Raw genomic sequence first — 15,083 nt, 5'->3', positions numbered from 1 at the left:
GTTGCGACAGCCGCTGAACCAATTTGCGGGCTTTTATCCGTCGCGATAGCCCTGCCGATCCCTCCACGCGCGCCGTCCCGCCGTAAGGCCGACCTAACAAAAAATCGCCACCCAAAGGATGGCGATTTTAAGATGCGATTTTTGCAGCGATTGATCCTTTTCAGGTCAGGCAAATAGCTCATGCGCCAGTTCAAGAGCATCAACCAGAACGTCCACCTCTGCCCGCGTGTTGTACATCCCAAAGGACGCCCGGCAGGTCGCGGCAACGCCAAGATGCTCCATCAACGGGCCGGCGCAATGTTGACCTGCCCGGACCGCGACACCTTTTTTGTCGAGAATGGTAGAGATGTCATGTGCATGCGCCGCCCCTTCCAACGTAAAGCTAAAAATCGCCGCCTTTTCAGGGGCCTGCCCCTGAACGCTCACCCAGTTCAGACCGGACAGTCGTTCGCTGGCATAGGATTTCAGATCCGCCTCATGGGCTGCAATCTTATCCATCCCAACACCCATCATGTAGTCCAGTGCAACCCCCAGGCCGATCATCTGCACAATACCGGGTGTACCGGCCTCAAACTTCATCGGGGCGTCATTGTAGATGACACGGTCGCGGCTGACTTCCTTGATCATGTCGCCGCCACCCATAAACGGCCGCATCTCGGCCATCCGCTCTGGCCGGACGTAGATGGCGCCTGATGACGACGGACCATAAAGCTTGTGCCCAGTGATCGCGTAGAAATCACAGCCGATATCCTGTACATCCACCGGCATGTGGACGGCGCCCTGTGATCCATCCACCAGCGTCGCCACGCCGCGGTCTCGTGCGGCATGACAGATGGATTTCACATCAACAATCGTGCCCAAGACGTTGGAACATTGGGTGATTGCGATGAGCTTTGTCTTGGGCGTGATGGCATCGATCACCGACTGTGGGTCCAGGCTACCATCTGGGGCGGTCTCAACCCATTTGATCACCACCCCCTGCCGTTCGCGCAAGAAATGCCAGGGCACGATGTTGGCGTGATGCTCCATCACGCTCAGAATGATCTCGTCACCCGCTTCCAGATTGGGCATCGCCCAGCCATAGGCGATGGTGTTGATGCCCTCGGTGGTCCCGGAGTTCATGACAATGTGGTCTTCGTGGCCGGCATTCAGAAACCGCGCGATGGTGCCCCTGACGGTTTCGTATTTCTCTGTCGCGAGATTAGAAAGATAGTGCAAGCCACGGTGAACATTGGAATATTCCTCGGCATAGGCTCGCGTGATCGCGTCGATCACGACCTGGGGTTTCTGCGCAGACGCCCCGTTGTCGAGATAGGTCAGCGGTTTGCCATTCACCTCACGCGACAGGATCGGGAAATCGGAACGGATTTTTTCGACGTCATACATGGTCGGGTAGCCCCAGAATTTCAGGGGCCTGCGCCCCAACAAGGAATGTCAGAAGGAACAGAACGATCAACGCCGACATGAACACGGTGCCGATGGCCCGCCAGATCGACGCAAATTGATGTGCTTCCTTGATGAACAACATAAAGATCGCCAGCATGGCGAAATTTGTCAGCAACGCAATCAGCGAGGCGGCAAGCGGCAGGATCCCATGCAACAGGATCACGGCGACCAGCAGTCCGATCTGCAACGCATTGAGCCAGACAGTCAGCGCCAGAAGATCGCTGAACCGCGCTTTTCCACCCAGCCAACGCCCGGTCCAGGTCATCAGCGCACAGGTCGCCACATGCAGACCAAAGACCGCGCCGGCATATGCCACAGCCGGAATCGCAGAGGTAAGCCCTGCCTGCGCGGGCGACATCGCGTCTGCAACCCGCAGCACCAGCGTATTCACGACAGCCGTCAGCGCGAGCCCCAGCCACAAGGCCTCGCGCGGCCAGTTCACCGACAGGATTTGCCGGGCTGCCTCGGTCGGGGCCTGAAATGTCAGACCCACAAGGGTTTGAAACGGAACCATCCGATCACTCACCTGTCTTTGCCCAGTAGGACTGCGCCATGCCACTGATCCAGAACCACATGAACGCTGCAAACCACAGGCCGCCCACGAGGGTTAGCTCGACCCCGCTTCCGATAAAGCCTGCAACCAGACCGTTCAGCAGCATCAGCGGGCTGGCCGCGAGAAAGGCCCAGAACAGCGCAAAACGGGCTTGCGCGCTGTCACCTTTTCCACCCAGAACCTTTGCAATCCAATGGGTTACAAGGGAAAGCGTATAGAAAAGCAAGGGCGCAATAAAGATAAGCCCGAGCAGCGAGCCGCCCAGAAGCATGTTCAACTCCTGCCCGGTCAGATGCGCCTCACGCGCACGGACAGGCATCTGCGCGATGAAGGCCAGCGCACATCCCGCCATGAGGATCGCCAGCAGCCGATCCTCTCGCAACCCCATGGCAAGACGCCGCGCAATTACCTTGCGCGGCCCCTTGTAGGTTGCAACGATGTCCTGCGTTATGGACATCAGCGGCGGCGGGCCAGCCAGCCCTCGAGACGCGCAACAAGCGCTGCGGCGATCTCGTCGTCTTCGATCTCTTCCACAGCCTCGGCCAGGAATGCGAGTGTCAGAAGATCGGCTGCAACATCCGTCGGCACACCGCGCGAGCGGAGGTAGAACAGGCCTTCCTCATCGATCGCACCCGAGGTGGAGCCATGCGAGCAGGCAACGTCATCGGCATAGATTTCCAGCTCAGGCTTGGCGAGGAACTGACTGTCGTCATCCAACAGCAACGACTGGGAAATCTGATATCCATCAGTCTTTTGCGCGCCTTCCTTCACCAGGATCTTGCCCTGGAACACACCGGTTGCCCCGTTGCGCAGCACCTTCTTGAACACCTGGCGGCTTTCGCAGTTCACCGCGTCATGGGTGATGAACACGGTGTCGTCGTGATGAAAATCACCGTCCCCGACACAGGCACCTGCGATATGCGCAACAGCATCGTCGCCGGTCAGTTCGATCACGGCCTCATTGCGGGTCAGGACGCCATTCACAGTCAGCGTGAAGGCCTTGAACACGGATTCCGTACCGAGGCGTGCAAACAGATGCGTTGCAGCGCGGCGTTCGTGATCGCGCCCTTGCGCACGGACCAGATGCAGGGCGCCACCGTCCGCGACGTCGACTTCCATACATTTGTTAAAGCGCGACGCAGCGGGGCCGTTTTCCAGAATGGTCGCAGACGCGCCGCTTTCGACACGCACAACATGGTGCAGGATCGCGTCGGAACTGTCCGAGCCGTGCCGATACACCAGGTTCACCGGCTTCGAAGGGGTGCCAGTCACGCGGATCACAACGCCATCCTGGGCGAAGGCCGTGTTCAGAGCCGCCAGCGGACGGGCCACCGGGGTTTGACCGCGGGCTTCAAGAACACCGTACAAGTCCTTGGCCCAATGGATATCTTTGTCACAGATATCAGCGATCCGTTCGATGCTGATGCCTTCAAGGCTCAGATCATCAGAGGCCTCTGCGTCAAACACACCATCGACAAAAACCACTTTGAGGCGGTCAAACTCGTCAAACATCGGGGCTTCGCCCGCGTCAAAGACGGCCGCTGTCGGCGCGTCGGCCTGCACCAGCGTGTCGGGACGGGTGTATTTCCAATATTCATCGCGGCGGTTGGGCAGACCCATGGTCTGCACACGCGACAGGGCGGCCTTGCGTGCCTCTGCCAGACAGCCACCTTCCGGCAGCGTCATCGCTGCCAGACGGGCGTCGGTATCGCTTTGCTTGCGTTCGGGAAGCGCCATTTACACACCCTCTTCCGCCAGAATGTCCGCATAGCCGTTGTTTTCAACTTCCAGCGCCAGCTCGGGGCCACCGGTCTTGATGATACGGCCGTCTGCCATGATGTGAACGACATCAGGTTTGATGTGGTCCAGCAGACGCTGATAGTGGGTGATGACGAGGAAGCCACGGCCTTCGTCGCGCAGCGCGTTCACGCCTTCGGAAACCAGTTTCATCGCGTCCACGTCAAGACCGGAGTCGGTCTCGTCCAGGATGCACATCTTCGGTTCCAGCATCGCCATCTGCAGGATTTCGTTGCGCTTTTTCTCACCACCGGAGAAGCCGACGTTGACCGGACGCTTCAGCATTTCCGCATCGATCTTCAGGGTCTTGGCCTTTGCGCGCACGTCCTTCAGGAAATCAGATGCGCTCAGCTCTTCTTCACCACGGGCCTTGCGCTGCGCGTTTACGGCAGTGCGCAGGAAGGTCATGTTGCCAACGCCCGGGATTTCCACAGGGTATTGGAATGCAAGGAAAATACCGGCTGCGGCGCGCTCTTCCGGCTCCATTTCCAGAATGTCTTCACCCGCGAGCGTTGCTTCACCGTCGGTGACTTCATAGCCGTCACGACCGGACAGAACATAGGACAGCGTGGACTTGCCAGAGCCGTTCGGACCCATGATGGCATGCACCTTACCCGCTTCCACGGTGAGGTTGACGCCCTTGAGGATCTGCTTGTCCTCTTCTTCAAGTTTGACGTGCAGGTTTTTGATTTCGAGCATTTTTTCCTCGTTTATATCTCTTCGGGGCGAACCCCGGTTGTTCCTGTGCCCCGAAGGGCGAATTCCTTAGCCGAGCACCACGGCTGTTCCGCTGGCCGAGACCATCAGCATGGATTGGCCGACCACTTCGTAATCCAGATCGACACCGACAACCGCATTGGCACCTTTGGCGCGGGCGCGGTCCTCGAGCTCTGCCAGCGCGGTTTCGCGCGCGTCCTGCAGCTTGCTTTCATAAGCGCCAGAGCGGCCGCCCACGATGTCGGTAATCGAGGCAAAGACATCGCGCACAACATTGGCGCCCATGATTGCCTCACCCACCACGATGCCCTTGTATTCGGCGATCTGGTAGCCTTCGACGTTTGGTGTGGTTGTGACAATCATGCCATTGCCTCCATGCGTTGATGCCCAGGGGCCTGTCATTATCCGACAGACCCTTCCAGCGAGATCGCGACCAGCTGCTGCGCTTCCATGGCGAACTCCATCGGCAGCGCCTGCAGCACGTCCTTGCAGAAACCGTTGACCACCAGGGCCACCGCTTCTTCCTCGTCCATGCCGCGCTGGCGGCAGTAGAACAGCTGGTCATCATCCACCTTGGAGGTGGTCGCCTCGTGCTCCACGCGCGATGAGTTGTTCTTGACCTCGATATAGGGAACCGTGTGCGCCCCGCATTTGTCGCCGATCAGCAAGCTGTCACACTGGGTGTAGTTGCGGCTGTCCTTGGCTTTGGGGTGCATCGACACCAGACCACGATAGGTGTTCTGGGCCTTGCCGGCAGAAATGCCCTTGGACACGATGCGCGACTTGGTGTTTTTGCCCAGGTGCACCATCTTGGTGCCGGTGTCCGCCTGCTGCATGTTGTTGGCAATCGCGATCGAGTAGAACTCGCCCTGGCTTTCCTCGCCGCGCAGGATGCAGGAGGGGTATTTCCAGGTCACGGCAGAGCCGGTTTCCACCTGGGTCCACATCACCTTGGAGCGGTCGCCGCGGCAGTCAGCGCGCTTGGTCACAAAGTTATAGATACCGCCCTTGCCGTTCTCATCACCCGGATACCAGTTCTGAACGGTGGAGTATTTCACTTCGGCGTCTTCTTCGATGATGATTTCCACCACCGCAGCGTGCAGCTGTGCGGTGTCGCGCTGGGGTGCGGTGCAGCCTTCGAGGTAGGACACGTAAGAGCCCTTGTCCGCAATGATCAACGTGCGTTCGAACTGGCCCGTGTTTTCGGCGTTGATGCGGAAATAGGTCGACAGCTCCATCGGGCAGCGCACGCCCGGCGGCACGTAGACGAACGAACCATCGGAGAACACGGCAGAGTTCAGCGTCGCATAGAAGTTGTCGGTAACCGGAACAACAGAGCCGAGGTATTTCTTGACCAGCTCGGGATGCTCGCGGATGGCTTCGGAGATGGAGCAGAAAATAACGCCTGCCTTCTTCAGCTCCGCCTGAAAGGTGGTGCCGACCGAAACGGAATCAAACACCGCATCCACAGCAACCTTGCGGCCTTCGGCGGGCATGTCTTCTGCGCCTTCGACACCTGCAAGGATCATCTGCTCTTTCAGGGGGATACCCAGCTTTTCGTAGGTGGCCAGCAGCTTGGGGTCGACCTCATCCAGCGACTTGGGCTTCACTTCCATCGACTTGGGACGGGCATAGTAATACTGGTCCTGAAAGTCGATTTCCGGGTAATTCACCATCGCCCAGTTCGGCTCGTCCATCTTCTCCCAACGCTCAAAGGCCTGCAGACGCCATTCGGTCATCCACTCGGGCTCTTCGTTCTTGTCGGAAATCAGGCGCACGATATCGGGGTTCACGCCCTTGGGGGCATATTCCATCTCGATGTCGGTTTCCCAACCGTATTTATAGGCGCCACCAACTTCGCGCACGGCATCGACAGTTTCCTGATCAACGCCTTCTTTTACCTGAACATCATCCAAAGCGGCCATGGTCATCTCCTGCAGTCACGCCACGCGGGCGCGGTGTTTCTTCTGTTTGGCGCACCACGCTTCAGCAAAGCGCAGCACATCTGTTTCTGTTGTCTCGGGGCCCAGGGACACGCGCACGGCGCTCTGGGCTGTTGTCTCGTCATACCCCATCGAAGTCAGAACGGCGCTTGCGCGCACCTTTCCGCTGGAACAGGCGCTACCCGCGCTGATCGCGAAACCGGCCAGATCCATTTGCATGACCTGTGTCTCGCCCTTCCATCCCGGGGTTGCAAAGCAGCTGGTGTTGGGCAGCCGTTTTGCAGATTTCCCTACGAAAATAGTCTCGGGGCTACCCTCTGCAAGGGCCGCCTCCATAATGTCGCGCAGCGCGGCAACCTGCTCCCAGACGCCGTCCGCCAGCAGTTTCGCCGCCGCCTCCGCAGCGGCGCCAAAACCTGCGATACCGACAACATTTTCCGTACCAGAGCGGCGGCCCATTTCCTGTCCGCCCCCCTTGATCTGTGCTGCCAGATCCGTGCCGCGTTTCAAAACGACAGCACCGACACCCTTGGGTCCACCCAGTTTATGCGCCGAAATCAGCGCCATGGTTGCCCCCATCCAGTTGAACGCGACCGGCAGCTTGCCAAAGGCCTGTGTCGCATCCGTGACAGCCAGCCCCTGCGGCAGGGTCTGGATCACGCCGGTTTCTGAATTTGCCAGTTGAAGCGCAGAGATTGCCGGGTCGAGAACGCTGACTGCGCCTGTATCGGAAACCTGCAGATCCTCGACAGACCAGGCCCTTACAGCGTCATGTTCAACTGCAGCGGCGTGCAGATTTCGCCCCGCCATCGCCAGCTGCGCCCCTTCGGTTGACCCGGAGGTAAACACGATATCCGCGCCATCTGCACCAAAGGCCGCGGCAATCTGCGCGCGGGCCCGTTCGATCACGGCCTTGGCAGCGCGACCTTCGGCGTGCACCGAAGATGGATTTCCGCAAACCTCCATCGCGTCGACCATCGCAGCCTTTGCAGCAGCGCAAATTGGCGTTGTGGCGTTATGATCTAGATAGAGGCGCGACATTGCGTGTCTGTCTGTCCTGTGGCTGACCCGCTCTTGGCGGGCAGGGAACAAAAATTACACCTGATTTGGCAGGGGTTGTGCGGGGATCAATCGTCCACCACGGCGAAAAGGTTCGGCACCGCGGGGCATGGCGCAAGGTCGTTCTTGATCACATCAGAGAGCCGGGTCTGATGAAGGAACACATAGACATGTGCGCTCAACCCTTCCCAAAGCCGATTGGTCAGCGACTGCGCCCGACTTCCCGACAAACCACCAGAGGCCCCCGCCCCCTTGTGCATCGCATCCACGGTCTCATCCACGGCGCCAAGCACATCGACAACCCGGATTTCAGATGCCGGGCGGGCAAGCCGATAGCCGCCACCCGGACCCCGGACAGAGTCAACAAGGCCGGCACGCCGCAGTTTCACGAATAGCTGCTCAAGATACGGCAGAGAGATATCCTGGCGCTTGGAAATATCCCCCAAAACCACCAAATGACCCTCTGGCTGAAGCGCGATGTCAGCCAGCGCCACCATCGCATACCGTCCTTTCGTCGAAAGTTTCATGTTTTCAAATCTCCAGAACGGGACAAAGCAGCGAAAAGATTGACCTTGAACGCTGCAATGCGTATCTCAGCGGGACGGCAGCGTGACTTGGCCTCTGCCATCAATTAGAACCGTTCTAAGGTGCCCGACGGAATTCGTCAAGTTTTCCCGAACAGCATCCGCAGAAAATAAGAGTAGGATTCACTCACCCATGCCTGAGGTCATTTTTCCCGGACCCGAAGGCCGCCTGGAAGGCCGCTATCACCCGCAAAAAGAAAGAGACGCGCCGATCGCCATTGTGCTGCATCCGCACCCGCAGTTTGGCGGGACGATGAACAACAAGGTCGTCTACAACCTGCATTACGCCTTTTACAACATGGGCTTCACGGTTCTGCGGTTCAACTTCCGCGGCGTTGGCCGCTCGCAAGGCGAATATGATCAGGGTGTGGGCGAGCTGTCCGATGCTGCATCGGCCCTTGATTACCTGCAGTCCATGAACTCCAACTCCAAACACTGCTGGGTTGCCGGCTTTTCCTTTGGGGCCTGGATTGGCATGCAGCTGTTGATGCGTCGTCCTGAAATCACCGGGTTCATCTCTGTTGCGCCGCCGGCCAACATGTATGACTTCTCCTTCCTCGCGCCCTGCCCGTCTTCTGGCCTGATCATCAACGGTACAGCCGACCGTGTGGCGCCTCCTGCAGACACCACCAATCTGGTGAACAAACTGCACGAGCAGAAGGGGATCACCATCACCCACACCGAAATCGAGGGCGCTGATCACTTCTTCCAGGATCCCCACATGGATCCGATGATCAACAATGTCTCCGATTACGTCAAACGCCGTCTGACTGAGAACTCCCGCTGATGAGCACGATCGAGACGCTGGCACAGAAACTGGCGGCGGACACCCTCAAGGTGCAGGACGCCACCGGCGAAGAGCGCCTGTATATGGAGGTGAGCCAGGTTCTTGGGGCCGCGTCTCAATCGTTGGAAGAGGCATTTCTGACAGAAATGCGCGTGCGCCTTGCCGAGCGTAAGGCGCGCGCGTTTCTCAATGACAAGATCAACGCCGCAAAGGCGAAAATAGCATCCAAGGCACCAGAGCATGACTGACCCACAAGCGCGACTTGACCGCCAATTCCAATTTCTCCTGGAGGCGGACAAGCTGCGAAGGGTAAAACGGCAAAACCTTATTCTGGATGGCTCTCGCGAGGAAAACGCCGCCGAACATAGCTGGCACCTCGCGCTCTATGCGCTCGCCTTTGCGCCATTTGCTCCTGCAGATGTGTCGATTTCTCGCGTGGTGCAGATGCTGCTGCTCCATGACCTGGTTGAGATTGACGCAGGCGACCATCCAATTGGCGATGACATCGACTGGACCGCCGTCGCAGATGCCGAAGCCGCAGCGGCCACGCGCCTGTTTGCCCTTTTGCCAGCAGATCAGTCCGTTTTCATGCATGGTCTGTGGCGCGAATTTGACGCCGCTGAGACAGCTGATGCCCGCTGGGCCAAGCGGATCGATCACTGCCAGCCAATTTTCCAGACCTTGTGCAATGCGGACGTGCCTGACTTTCACGTCGAAATTGTTCGCAACAACCTGTTTGGGGGCCGTGCGGCGGCACTGAAGGACCATTTTCCCGAGGTATATCATCACGCGGTTGCGCTTCTTGAAGGGGCCAAACCCGATGATCGGATCACACAGCCGCTGGCCTTCCTGAACGCGGCCGACGCCCTCAAAGGCGTTAACAGGGCCACAAAGATCGGCGATGGCAGCCGTCGTGAAAACTCGGCTGAACACAGCTGGCACATCATGCTTTATGCTTGGGTTCTTGCCGAACACAGCCACGCGCCCATCGATATGGCCAAGGTTCTGCAGATGCTGTTGCTGCATGACATTGTCGAGATCGACGCCGGTGATGTCCCGATCCACTCTGGCCTGACCGCAGAACAATTGGCAGAAATCGAAGCCCGCGAAGAGGCCGCAGCCAAGCGCCTGTTTGGGCTTTTGCCCGATGCACAGGCGGCCGCCTTCCGGCACATCTGGCAGGAATTTGAGGCCGCCGAAACAAACGAGGCGATCTATGCCAAGGCCGTCGACCGGGTGCAGCCCGTTCTGTTGAACCTGCTGACGGGCGGTGGCAGCTGGATCGACTATGACGTGACGCTTGAGCAGCTTGACACCCGCGTCGGCCAAAAGGTGACACGCGGCGCGCCAGCTGTCTGGACCTATGTTCACAACCGCGTCGCCCCGTGGTTTGCCGAAAACGCCCGCGACTGACCTTTTCCTTCAGGCCTGCTCGAGCCTAACTCACCCGGAGAGTCTGATGCCGCTCCATTATGTGTATCTTGTCTTTGCCGTGATCGCAGAGACGATCGGAACCACGGCCCTGCAGGCAAGCCAGCAGTTCACCCGCCTCGGCCCCTCCATCCTGGTGGTGATCGGCTACGGGCTGGCATTTTACCTGATGGCGCTGACGCTCCGGCATATGCCGGTGGGTATCGTCTACGCGATCTGGTCGGGCCTTGGGATTTTCTTTATTGCGGTCATCGGTTGGCTGGTATTTGGTCAGAAACTGGACCTGCCTGCTGTCCTTGGTCTTGGGTTGATCATGGCAGGCATTCTGATCATCCATCTTTTCTCGAAAACCTCAGGTCACTGAGGCAAGGCAAAGCCGGGATTTTGCGCGTCGGCGCAACGCTGCCGCCTCTTGGGCGGCAAAAAGATGCATTTGCTCTGGCCTTTGTCCCGGTATCGCGCTATGCGCGCGGCAACTTCCTTACAAAGGCTGACACCTATGGACCTGCGCAATATTGCGATCATCGCGCACGTTGACCACGGCAAAACCACGCTGGTTGACGAGCTTCTGAAACAATCCGGTGCCTTCCGCGAAAACCAGGCTGTGGCGGAACGCGCCATGGACAGCAACGATCTGGAACGCGAGCGCGGCATCACCATTCTGGCCAAAGCAACCTCGGTCGAATGGAACGGCACCCGCATCAATATCGTCGACACCCCCGGCCACGCCGACTTTGGTGGCGAAGTTGAACGCATCCTGTCCATGGTGGACGGTGTGGTTCTGCTTGTGGACGCCGCTGAAGGCCCGATGCCGCAAACCAAGTTCGTGACCTCCAAGGCGCTGGCCCTGGGTCTGCGCCCGATCGTGGTGGTGAACAAGGTCGACAAACCCGATGGTGAGCCTGATCGCGCGCTGGACCAGTGTTTTGACCTTTTTGCAAACCTGGGCGCCGATGACGAACAGCTGGACTTCCCGTCCATGTATGCCTCTGGCCGTGCCGGCTGGGCCGACATGGAGCTTGACGGCCCGCGCAAGGATCTCTCTGCCCTTTTCAACCTGATCGTTGAACATGTACCCGCCCCCAAACAGCTGGAGCGCAAGGACGAGCCGTTCCAGATGCTGGCAACCACGCTTGGCTCTGATCCGTTCATGGGCCGCATCCTGACCGGTCGTGTCGAAGCGGGTACATTGAAAGCTGGCGATAGCCTCAAGGCGCTGAGCCGCGAGGGCGAGCTGATCGAAAACTTCCGCTGCACCAAGGTTCTGGCGTTCCGCGGTCTGTCGCAGCAGCCGATCGACGTGGCAGAGGCCGGCGACATCGTGTCGATTGCGGGCATGAGCAAGGCAACCGTTGCGGACTCTCTGCTCGACACCTCCGTGAACGAGCCCCTGCCCGCCCAGCCGATCGATCCGCCGACCATCACCGTGACCTTTGGCATCAACGACAGCCCGCTGGCTGGTCGTGACGGCAAAAAAGTCCAGTCCCGTGTGATCCGCGACCGTCTGCTGAAGGAAGCGGAATCCAATGTCGCCATTCAGGTCACCGACACCCCCGGCGGTGAAGCCTTTGAAGTCGCCGGTCGCGGTGAACTTCAGATGGGTGTTCTGATCGAAAACATGCGTCGCGAAGGCTTTGAGCTGTCCATCTCGCGTCCGCAGGTTCTCTTCAAGGAAGAAGACGGCGTTCGCATGGAGCCGGTCGAAGAAGCCACCATCGACGTGGATGACGAATACTCTGGCGTCGTGATCGAAAAACTCACCGGTCACCGCAAAGGTGAACTGGTAGAGATGAAGCCCGCCGGCGCAGGCAAGACCCGCATCATCGCCCATGTCCCGTCGCGTGGCCTGATCGGCTATCACGGTGAGTTCCTCACAGACACCCGCGGCACCGGCGTCTTGAACCGCGTGTTCCACGGCTGGACCCCTCACAAGGGCACCATCCCCGGTCGTCGCGCAGGCGTTCTGATCTCCATGGAAAACGGCACCTCGGTGGCCTATGCTCTGTGGAACCTCGAAGAGCGTGGCAAGATGATGATCGGCGCGCAGGAAGACGTGTATCAGGGGATGATCATCGGCGAGCACAGCCGTGACAACGACCTGGAAGTGAACCCGCTGAAAGGCAAGAAGCTCACCAACGTGCGGGCCTCTGGTTCCGACGACGCGGTGCGCCTGACCACGCCGATGACGCTCAGCCTTGAAGAAGCCATCGCCTATATCGATGACGACGAACTGGTAGAGGTCACCCCCAACACTGTGCGTCTGCGCAAGCGTTACCTCGACCCGCACGAGCGCAAGCGCATGGCCAAAGCCAACGCGTAACGTCACGCAGATTTGACATTGAGAAAGGCCGCCTGCCAGGGCGGCCTTTTTGCTATCCAGCAGCGGCGTGCTACCGTTGTCACACAACCCGTTTGGCAAAGGGCACAGAATGCGGAAAATTCAGGTTCAGGGTGTTCACCATATCACCCTCACCGGCGCAGACCGGCAAACGTCTATTGATTTCTGGGAAGGCGTGCTGGGCATGCCCTTCATATTTGATCAACCCAATCTGGATGATCCGGATGAGGGGCATTTGTATTTTGATCCGGGTGATGGGCGGCTGATCACGGTCTTTACCAATGAAAACCGCACCCCTGACCGCAAGCGGACCCCGACGGATCCCGGCTGTGTGCATCATTTGGCCTTTAACGTGTCAAAAGCCACCTTCAGCCAGGCGGTCGAACGATTGGAGGAACGGGGTATTGGCCATTCCGGTCCGCGTGATCGCGGGTTCATGGATTCCATCTACTTCAAGGATCCGATGGGATTGCTGATTGAATTGGCCTGCTACCGGTTTGAACCCCCTGTCGGCTGTACCCATGCAGATGTCATGATCGCCGCACACCGGATCCGGGTTGCCAGCGGCGACTACAACATTCAGGAAAAACACCTGGCAGAGGCGATCGAAGATCTCGTCCAGCGCAGCCAATCGAGCCTTTCAGAAGACCGATCCGCCAAAAACCCCTACGCCTGAGGCGCCTCAATCCTTCAAAAGAAAAAGAGCGACCGCAAATCTTGTTGGTCAGTAAGTCAGGACTATGTTTCCACTGCTCACATTTGATGTGAGAAATACTCGGGAATGCAACATCGGGGGCTTTCATGGAGATCGTATTGGGGGCGCTGATGGACTACATCCATCAGAACATGAAAAGGCGACGAATTCTAAAGATCTGCCTTCTGGTCCTGATCGTCATTGTAGGATGCGGTTTCGCTTACATTGAGTGGGCCGCACGTTGAAGCTCCGAGCTTGATCAGATTTTACAGCAGAAGCCTTTGAAATGCTTCGGCAGATGAAAAGTCTCCGATGCGCGCAAGGAACCATTGAATATAACACGAGAGATTCTTGGAGGCCGGGCCACGAAACGGTCGAAGAAAATCTCTGAAGCGCGAATGCAGAGAATTGACGTTCTGGATGTGATACGAGGCCGACATGGTCTTTTGACCTGGTTTGCTTCGAACGATGAAATGTTCAATGCCTTGGGCCTTTGAAAGCGCTCTATAAGCAGGGTGAGCGTCGCTGCAAAGCACCGCATCGGTAGCCAGCATCGGAGAAAGTGTTCGGTTGATGGTTGAATGATTACGATTGGGAATACGCTCGAAGCAGCGGGCACCGCTGCGATCTGCAACAGTGAGAATGGGTAGCTGCCACTTGGATAGACCGCGCAGCATGGGCACGCCTTTCTTGCCATATTCATACCAACGCATTCTGGGAGGCTTGGGGTTGGTGAGCGGATCGCGCTGATGTCTGACCCACTCACGACTGCCTTTGCGGGATTCCTTCTGGTATGTTTCGTCGGCCTCAACGATGCCTGAAAAGGCCTTATCGGAGATGCCAGAAAGAGCGGAGAGTGCAATCAAACGCCAGCGCCATACTGTGTGTTTGTTGAGCCCAAGGCGTCTTGCCAGCACGCGAACGGATGATGGCGGGCGTGTCCCCAGCATATCCCTCAACACATCAAAGAACAGCCCTGGCCGATGAATGCGCGCAATCCGTGTGCCAGTGCGTCCAGTGAAGGTCCTTCTGCAGTTACCACATCGGTAACGTTGCACATTTGTGGGTGTCTTGCCCCATTTTTGGCGCTTGCCGCATCCACAGTGGGGACATTCGCGGGCGCCGCTTCCCTCGATTTGAGCGAGTGCTTCCTTCCTCCTGCGAGCATCGGAAATCCGAGCTCTGGCTTCTTCAATCTGCGCAGGGTCCAGCAAATCAAAATGCTTGAGGAACTGGGTAAATTCGTGATGATGCATATTCGGCTCCTTTCAAAAAGCCGAATAATATTGGCCACTTATGCCGAAAACGAAGAGGGCCAACACGATTTGCGGACACTACTAAAGAAAAAGAGCGACCGCAAAAGGCCGCTCTTTCAAAAGGTCTAAAATAGTGCGTGGCTTAGGCCGTGGTTTCAACGACCATCAATTCGCGCTCGGACGCACCTTTGGCATGGCTCAGCGCCTCTTGGTATTCCGGGCTGTTGTAGCAATCGACAGCCGCCTCGACGCTTGCGAACTTTGCCACAACATTGCGCGGCCGTTCCTTTCCCTCGAGCTGCACGAATTTACCACCCCGCGCGATGAACTCTCCGCCGTGTTTGGCAATCGCCGGACCCGCCAGCTCGGCGTATTTGCCGTATGCATCGGCGTCGGTCACGGTCACATGGGCAATCCAGAGTGCGGGCATTGGGGGCTTCCTTTGTCAAACGATCTTTCCGGCAGGTTACGATGTTTG

Annotated in this window: 17 protein-coding genes; 6 read left to right on the top strand and 11 right to left on the bottom strand. The window is 58.2% G+C overall.

The window, feature by feature from the left end:
• Positions 1-165: 165 nt before the first annotated feature.
• The 9 genes from NIT7645_RS06405 to iscR form a co-directional block, all read right to left on the bottom strand.
• Positions 166-1,386 carry a cysteine desulfurase gene (locus NIT7645_RS06405; RefSeq protein ID WP_008560199.1) on the bottom strand — a complete coding sequence of 407 codons (1,221 nt, stop codon included), beginning with the start codon at positions 1,384-1,386 and terminating at the stop codon, positions 166-168.
• On the bottom strand, positions 1,379-1,960 hold the full coding sequence (locus NIT7645_RS06400) for a Yip1 family protein (RefSeq protein ID WP_037302381.1): 582 nt from the start codon (positions 1,958-1,960) through the stop codon (positions 1,379-1,381). Before NIT7645_RS06400 ends, NIT7645_RS06405 begins: the two co-directional genes overlap by 8 nt.
• Before the next feature lie 4 nt (positions 1,961-1,964).
• A complete protein-coding gene (locus tag NIT7645_RS06395) occupies positions 1,965-2,456 on the bottom strand; it encodes a hypothetical protein (protein WP_037302383.1) in 492 nt (163 codons plus the stop codon).
• The gene (locus NIT7645_RS06390) at positions 2,456-3,736 is read right to left on the bottom strand and encodes a SufB/SufD family protein (RefSeq protein ID WP_050686361.1); all 1,281 of its coding nucleotides are present in this window, start codon (positions 3,734-3,736) and stop codon (positions 2,456-2,458) included. Before NIT7645_RS06390 ends, NIT7645_RS06395 begins: the two co-directional genes overlap by 1 nt.
• Positions 3,737-4,495 (bottom strand): Fe-S cluster assembly ATPase SufC, encoded by a 759-nt coding sequence (gene sufC / locus NIT7645_RS06385; protein WP_037302389.1) that lies wholly within the window; start codon positions 4,493-4,495, stop codon positions 3,737-3,739.
• A 66-nt stretch (positions 4,496-4,561) separates the two neighbouring features.
• Positions 4,562-4,876: a heavy metal-binding domain-containing protein gene (locus tag NIT7645_RS06380; RefSeq protein ID WP_008560327.1), complete on the bottom strand. Its 315-nt coding sequence runs from the start codon at positions 4,874-4,876 to the stop codon at positions 4,562-4,564.
• A 38-nt stretch (positions 4,877-4,914) separates the two neighbouring features.
• A complete protein-coding gene (sufB, locus tag NIT7645_RS06375; protein WP_008561837.1) occupies positions 4,915-6,438 on the bottom strand; it encodes a Fe-S cluster assembly protein SufB in 1,524 nt (507 codons plus the stop codon).
• Between the two features lie 15 nt (positions 6,439-6,453).
• Positions 6,454-7,497 carry a cysteine desulfurase family protein gene (locus tag NIT7645_RS06370; RefSeq protein ID WP_008560228.1) on the bottom strand — a complete coding sequence of 348 codons (1,044 nt, stop codon included), beginning with the start codon at positions 7,495-7,497 and terminating at the stop codon, positions 6,454-6,456.
• 86 nt (positions 7,498-7,583) lie between these two features.
• Positions 7,584-8,042, bottom strand: a complete 459-nt coding sequence (iscR, locus tag NIT7645_RS06365) for a Fe-S cluster assembly transcriptional regulator IscR (protein WP_037302391.1) — start codon at positions 8,040-8,042, stop codon at positions 7,584-7,586.
• A 190-nt stretch (positions 8,043-8,232) separates the two neighbouring features.
• On the opposite strand from iscR, the gene NIT7645_RS06360 reads away from it, so the two are divergent.
• The 6 genes from NIT7645_RS06360 to NIT7645_RS06335 all read left to right on the top strand — a co-directional run bounded on the left by NIT7645_RS06360 (position 8,233) and on the right by NIT7645_RS06335 (position 13,331).
• Positions 8,233-8,886 (top strand): alpha/beta hydrolase, encoded by a 654-nt coding sequence (locus NIT7645_RS06360; RefSeq protein WP_008559513.1) that lies wholly within the window; start codon positions 8,233-8,235, stop codon positions 8,884-8,886.
• Positions 8,886-9,134 (top strand): hypothetical protein, encoded by a 249-nt coding sequence (locus NIT7645_RS06355; RefSeq protein ID WP_008561023.1) that lies wholly within the window; start codon positions 8,886-8,888, stop codon positions 9,132-9,134. Before NIT7645_RS06360 ends, NIT7645_RS06355 begins: the two co-directional genes overlap by 1 nt.
• Positions 9,127-10,299 carry an HD domain-containing protein gene (locus tag NIT7645_RS06350; protein ID WP_008560406.1) on the top strand — a complete coding sequence of 391 codons (1,173 nt, stop codon included), beginning with the start codon at positions 9,127-9,129 and terminating at the stop codon, positions 10,297-10,299. The genes NIT7645_RS06355 and NIT7645_RS06350 overlap by 8 nt, the downstream gene beginning before the upstream one ends.
• Before the next feature lie 46 nt (positions 10,300-10,345).
• On the top strand, positions 10,346-10,681 hold the full coding sequence (locus tag NIT7645_RS06345) for an SMR family transporter (protein WP_008562763.1): 336 nt from the start codon (positions 10,346-10,348) through the stop codon (positions 10,679-10,681).
• A 135-nt stretch (positions 10,682-10,816) separates the two neighbouring features.
• Positions 10,817-12,637, top strand: coding sequence for a translational GTPase TypA (gene typA, locus NIT7645_RS06340; RefSeq protein ID WP_008559472.1), 1,821 nt, complete (start codon positions 10,817-10,819; stop codon positions 12,635-12,637).
• A 109-nt stretch (positions 12,638-12,746) separates the two neighbouring features.
• Positions 12,747-13,331, top strand: coding sequence for a VOC family protein (locus tag NIT7645_RS06335; protein ID WP_008560834.1), 585 nt, complete (start codon positions 12,747-12,749; stop codon positions 13,329-13,331).
• Positions 13,332-13,615: 284 nt separating this feature from the next.
• Here NIT7645_RS06335 and NIT7645_RS06330 read toward each other — a convergent pair whose 3' ends face one another.
• Both NIT7645_RS06330 and NIT7645_RS06320 read right to left on the bottom strand, forming a co-directional pair.
• Positions 13,616-14,605 (bottom strand): IS1595 family transposase, encoded by a 990-nt coding sequence (locus tag NIT7645_RS06330; RefSeq protein ID WP_082204834.1) that lies wholly within the window; start codon positions 14,603-14,605, stop codon positions 13,616-13,618.
• 142 nt (positions 14,606-14,747) lie between these two features.
• Entirely contained in the window at positions 14,748-15,035 is a 288-nt protein-coding gene (locus tag NIT7645_RS06320; protein WP_008561696.1) for a DUF1330 domain-containing protein, read from the bottom strand.
• Between the last annotated feature and the right edge of the window lie 48 nt (positions 15,036-15,083).

The sequence above is a fragment of the Phaeobacter italicus genome, assembly GCF_001258055.1.
GTDB classification, from domain to species: domain Bacteria; phylum Pseudomonadota; class Alphaproteobacteria; order Rhodobacterales; family Rhodobacteraceae; genus Phaeobacter; species Phaeobacter italicus.
This window is presented reverse-complemented; position numbering and strand designations above follow the sequence as displayed.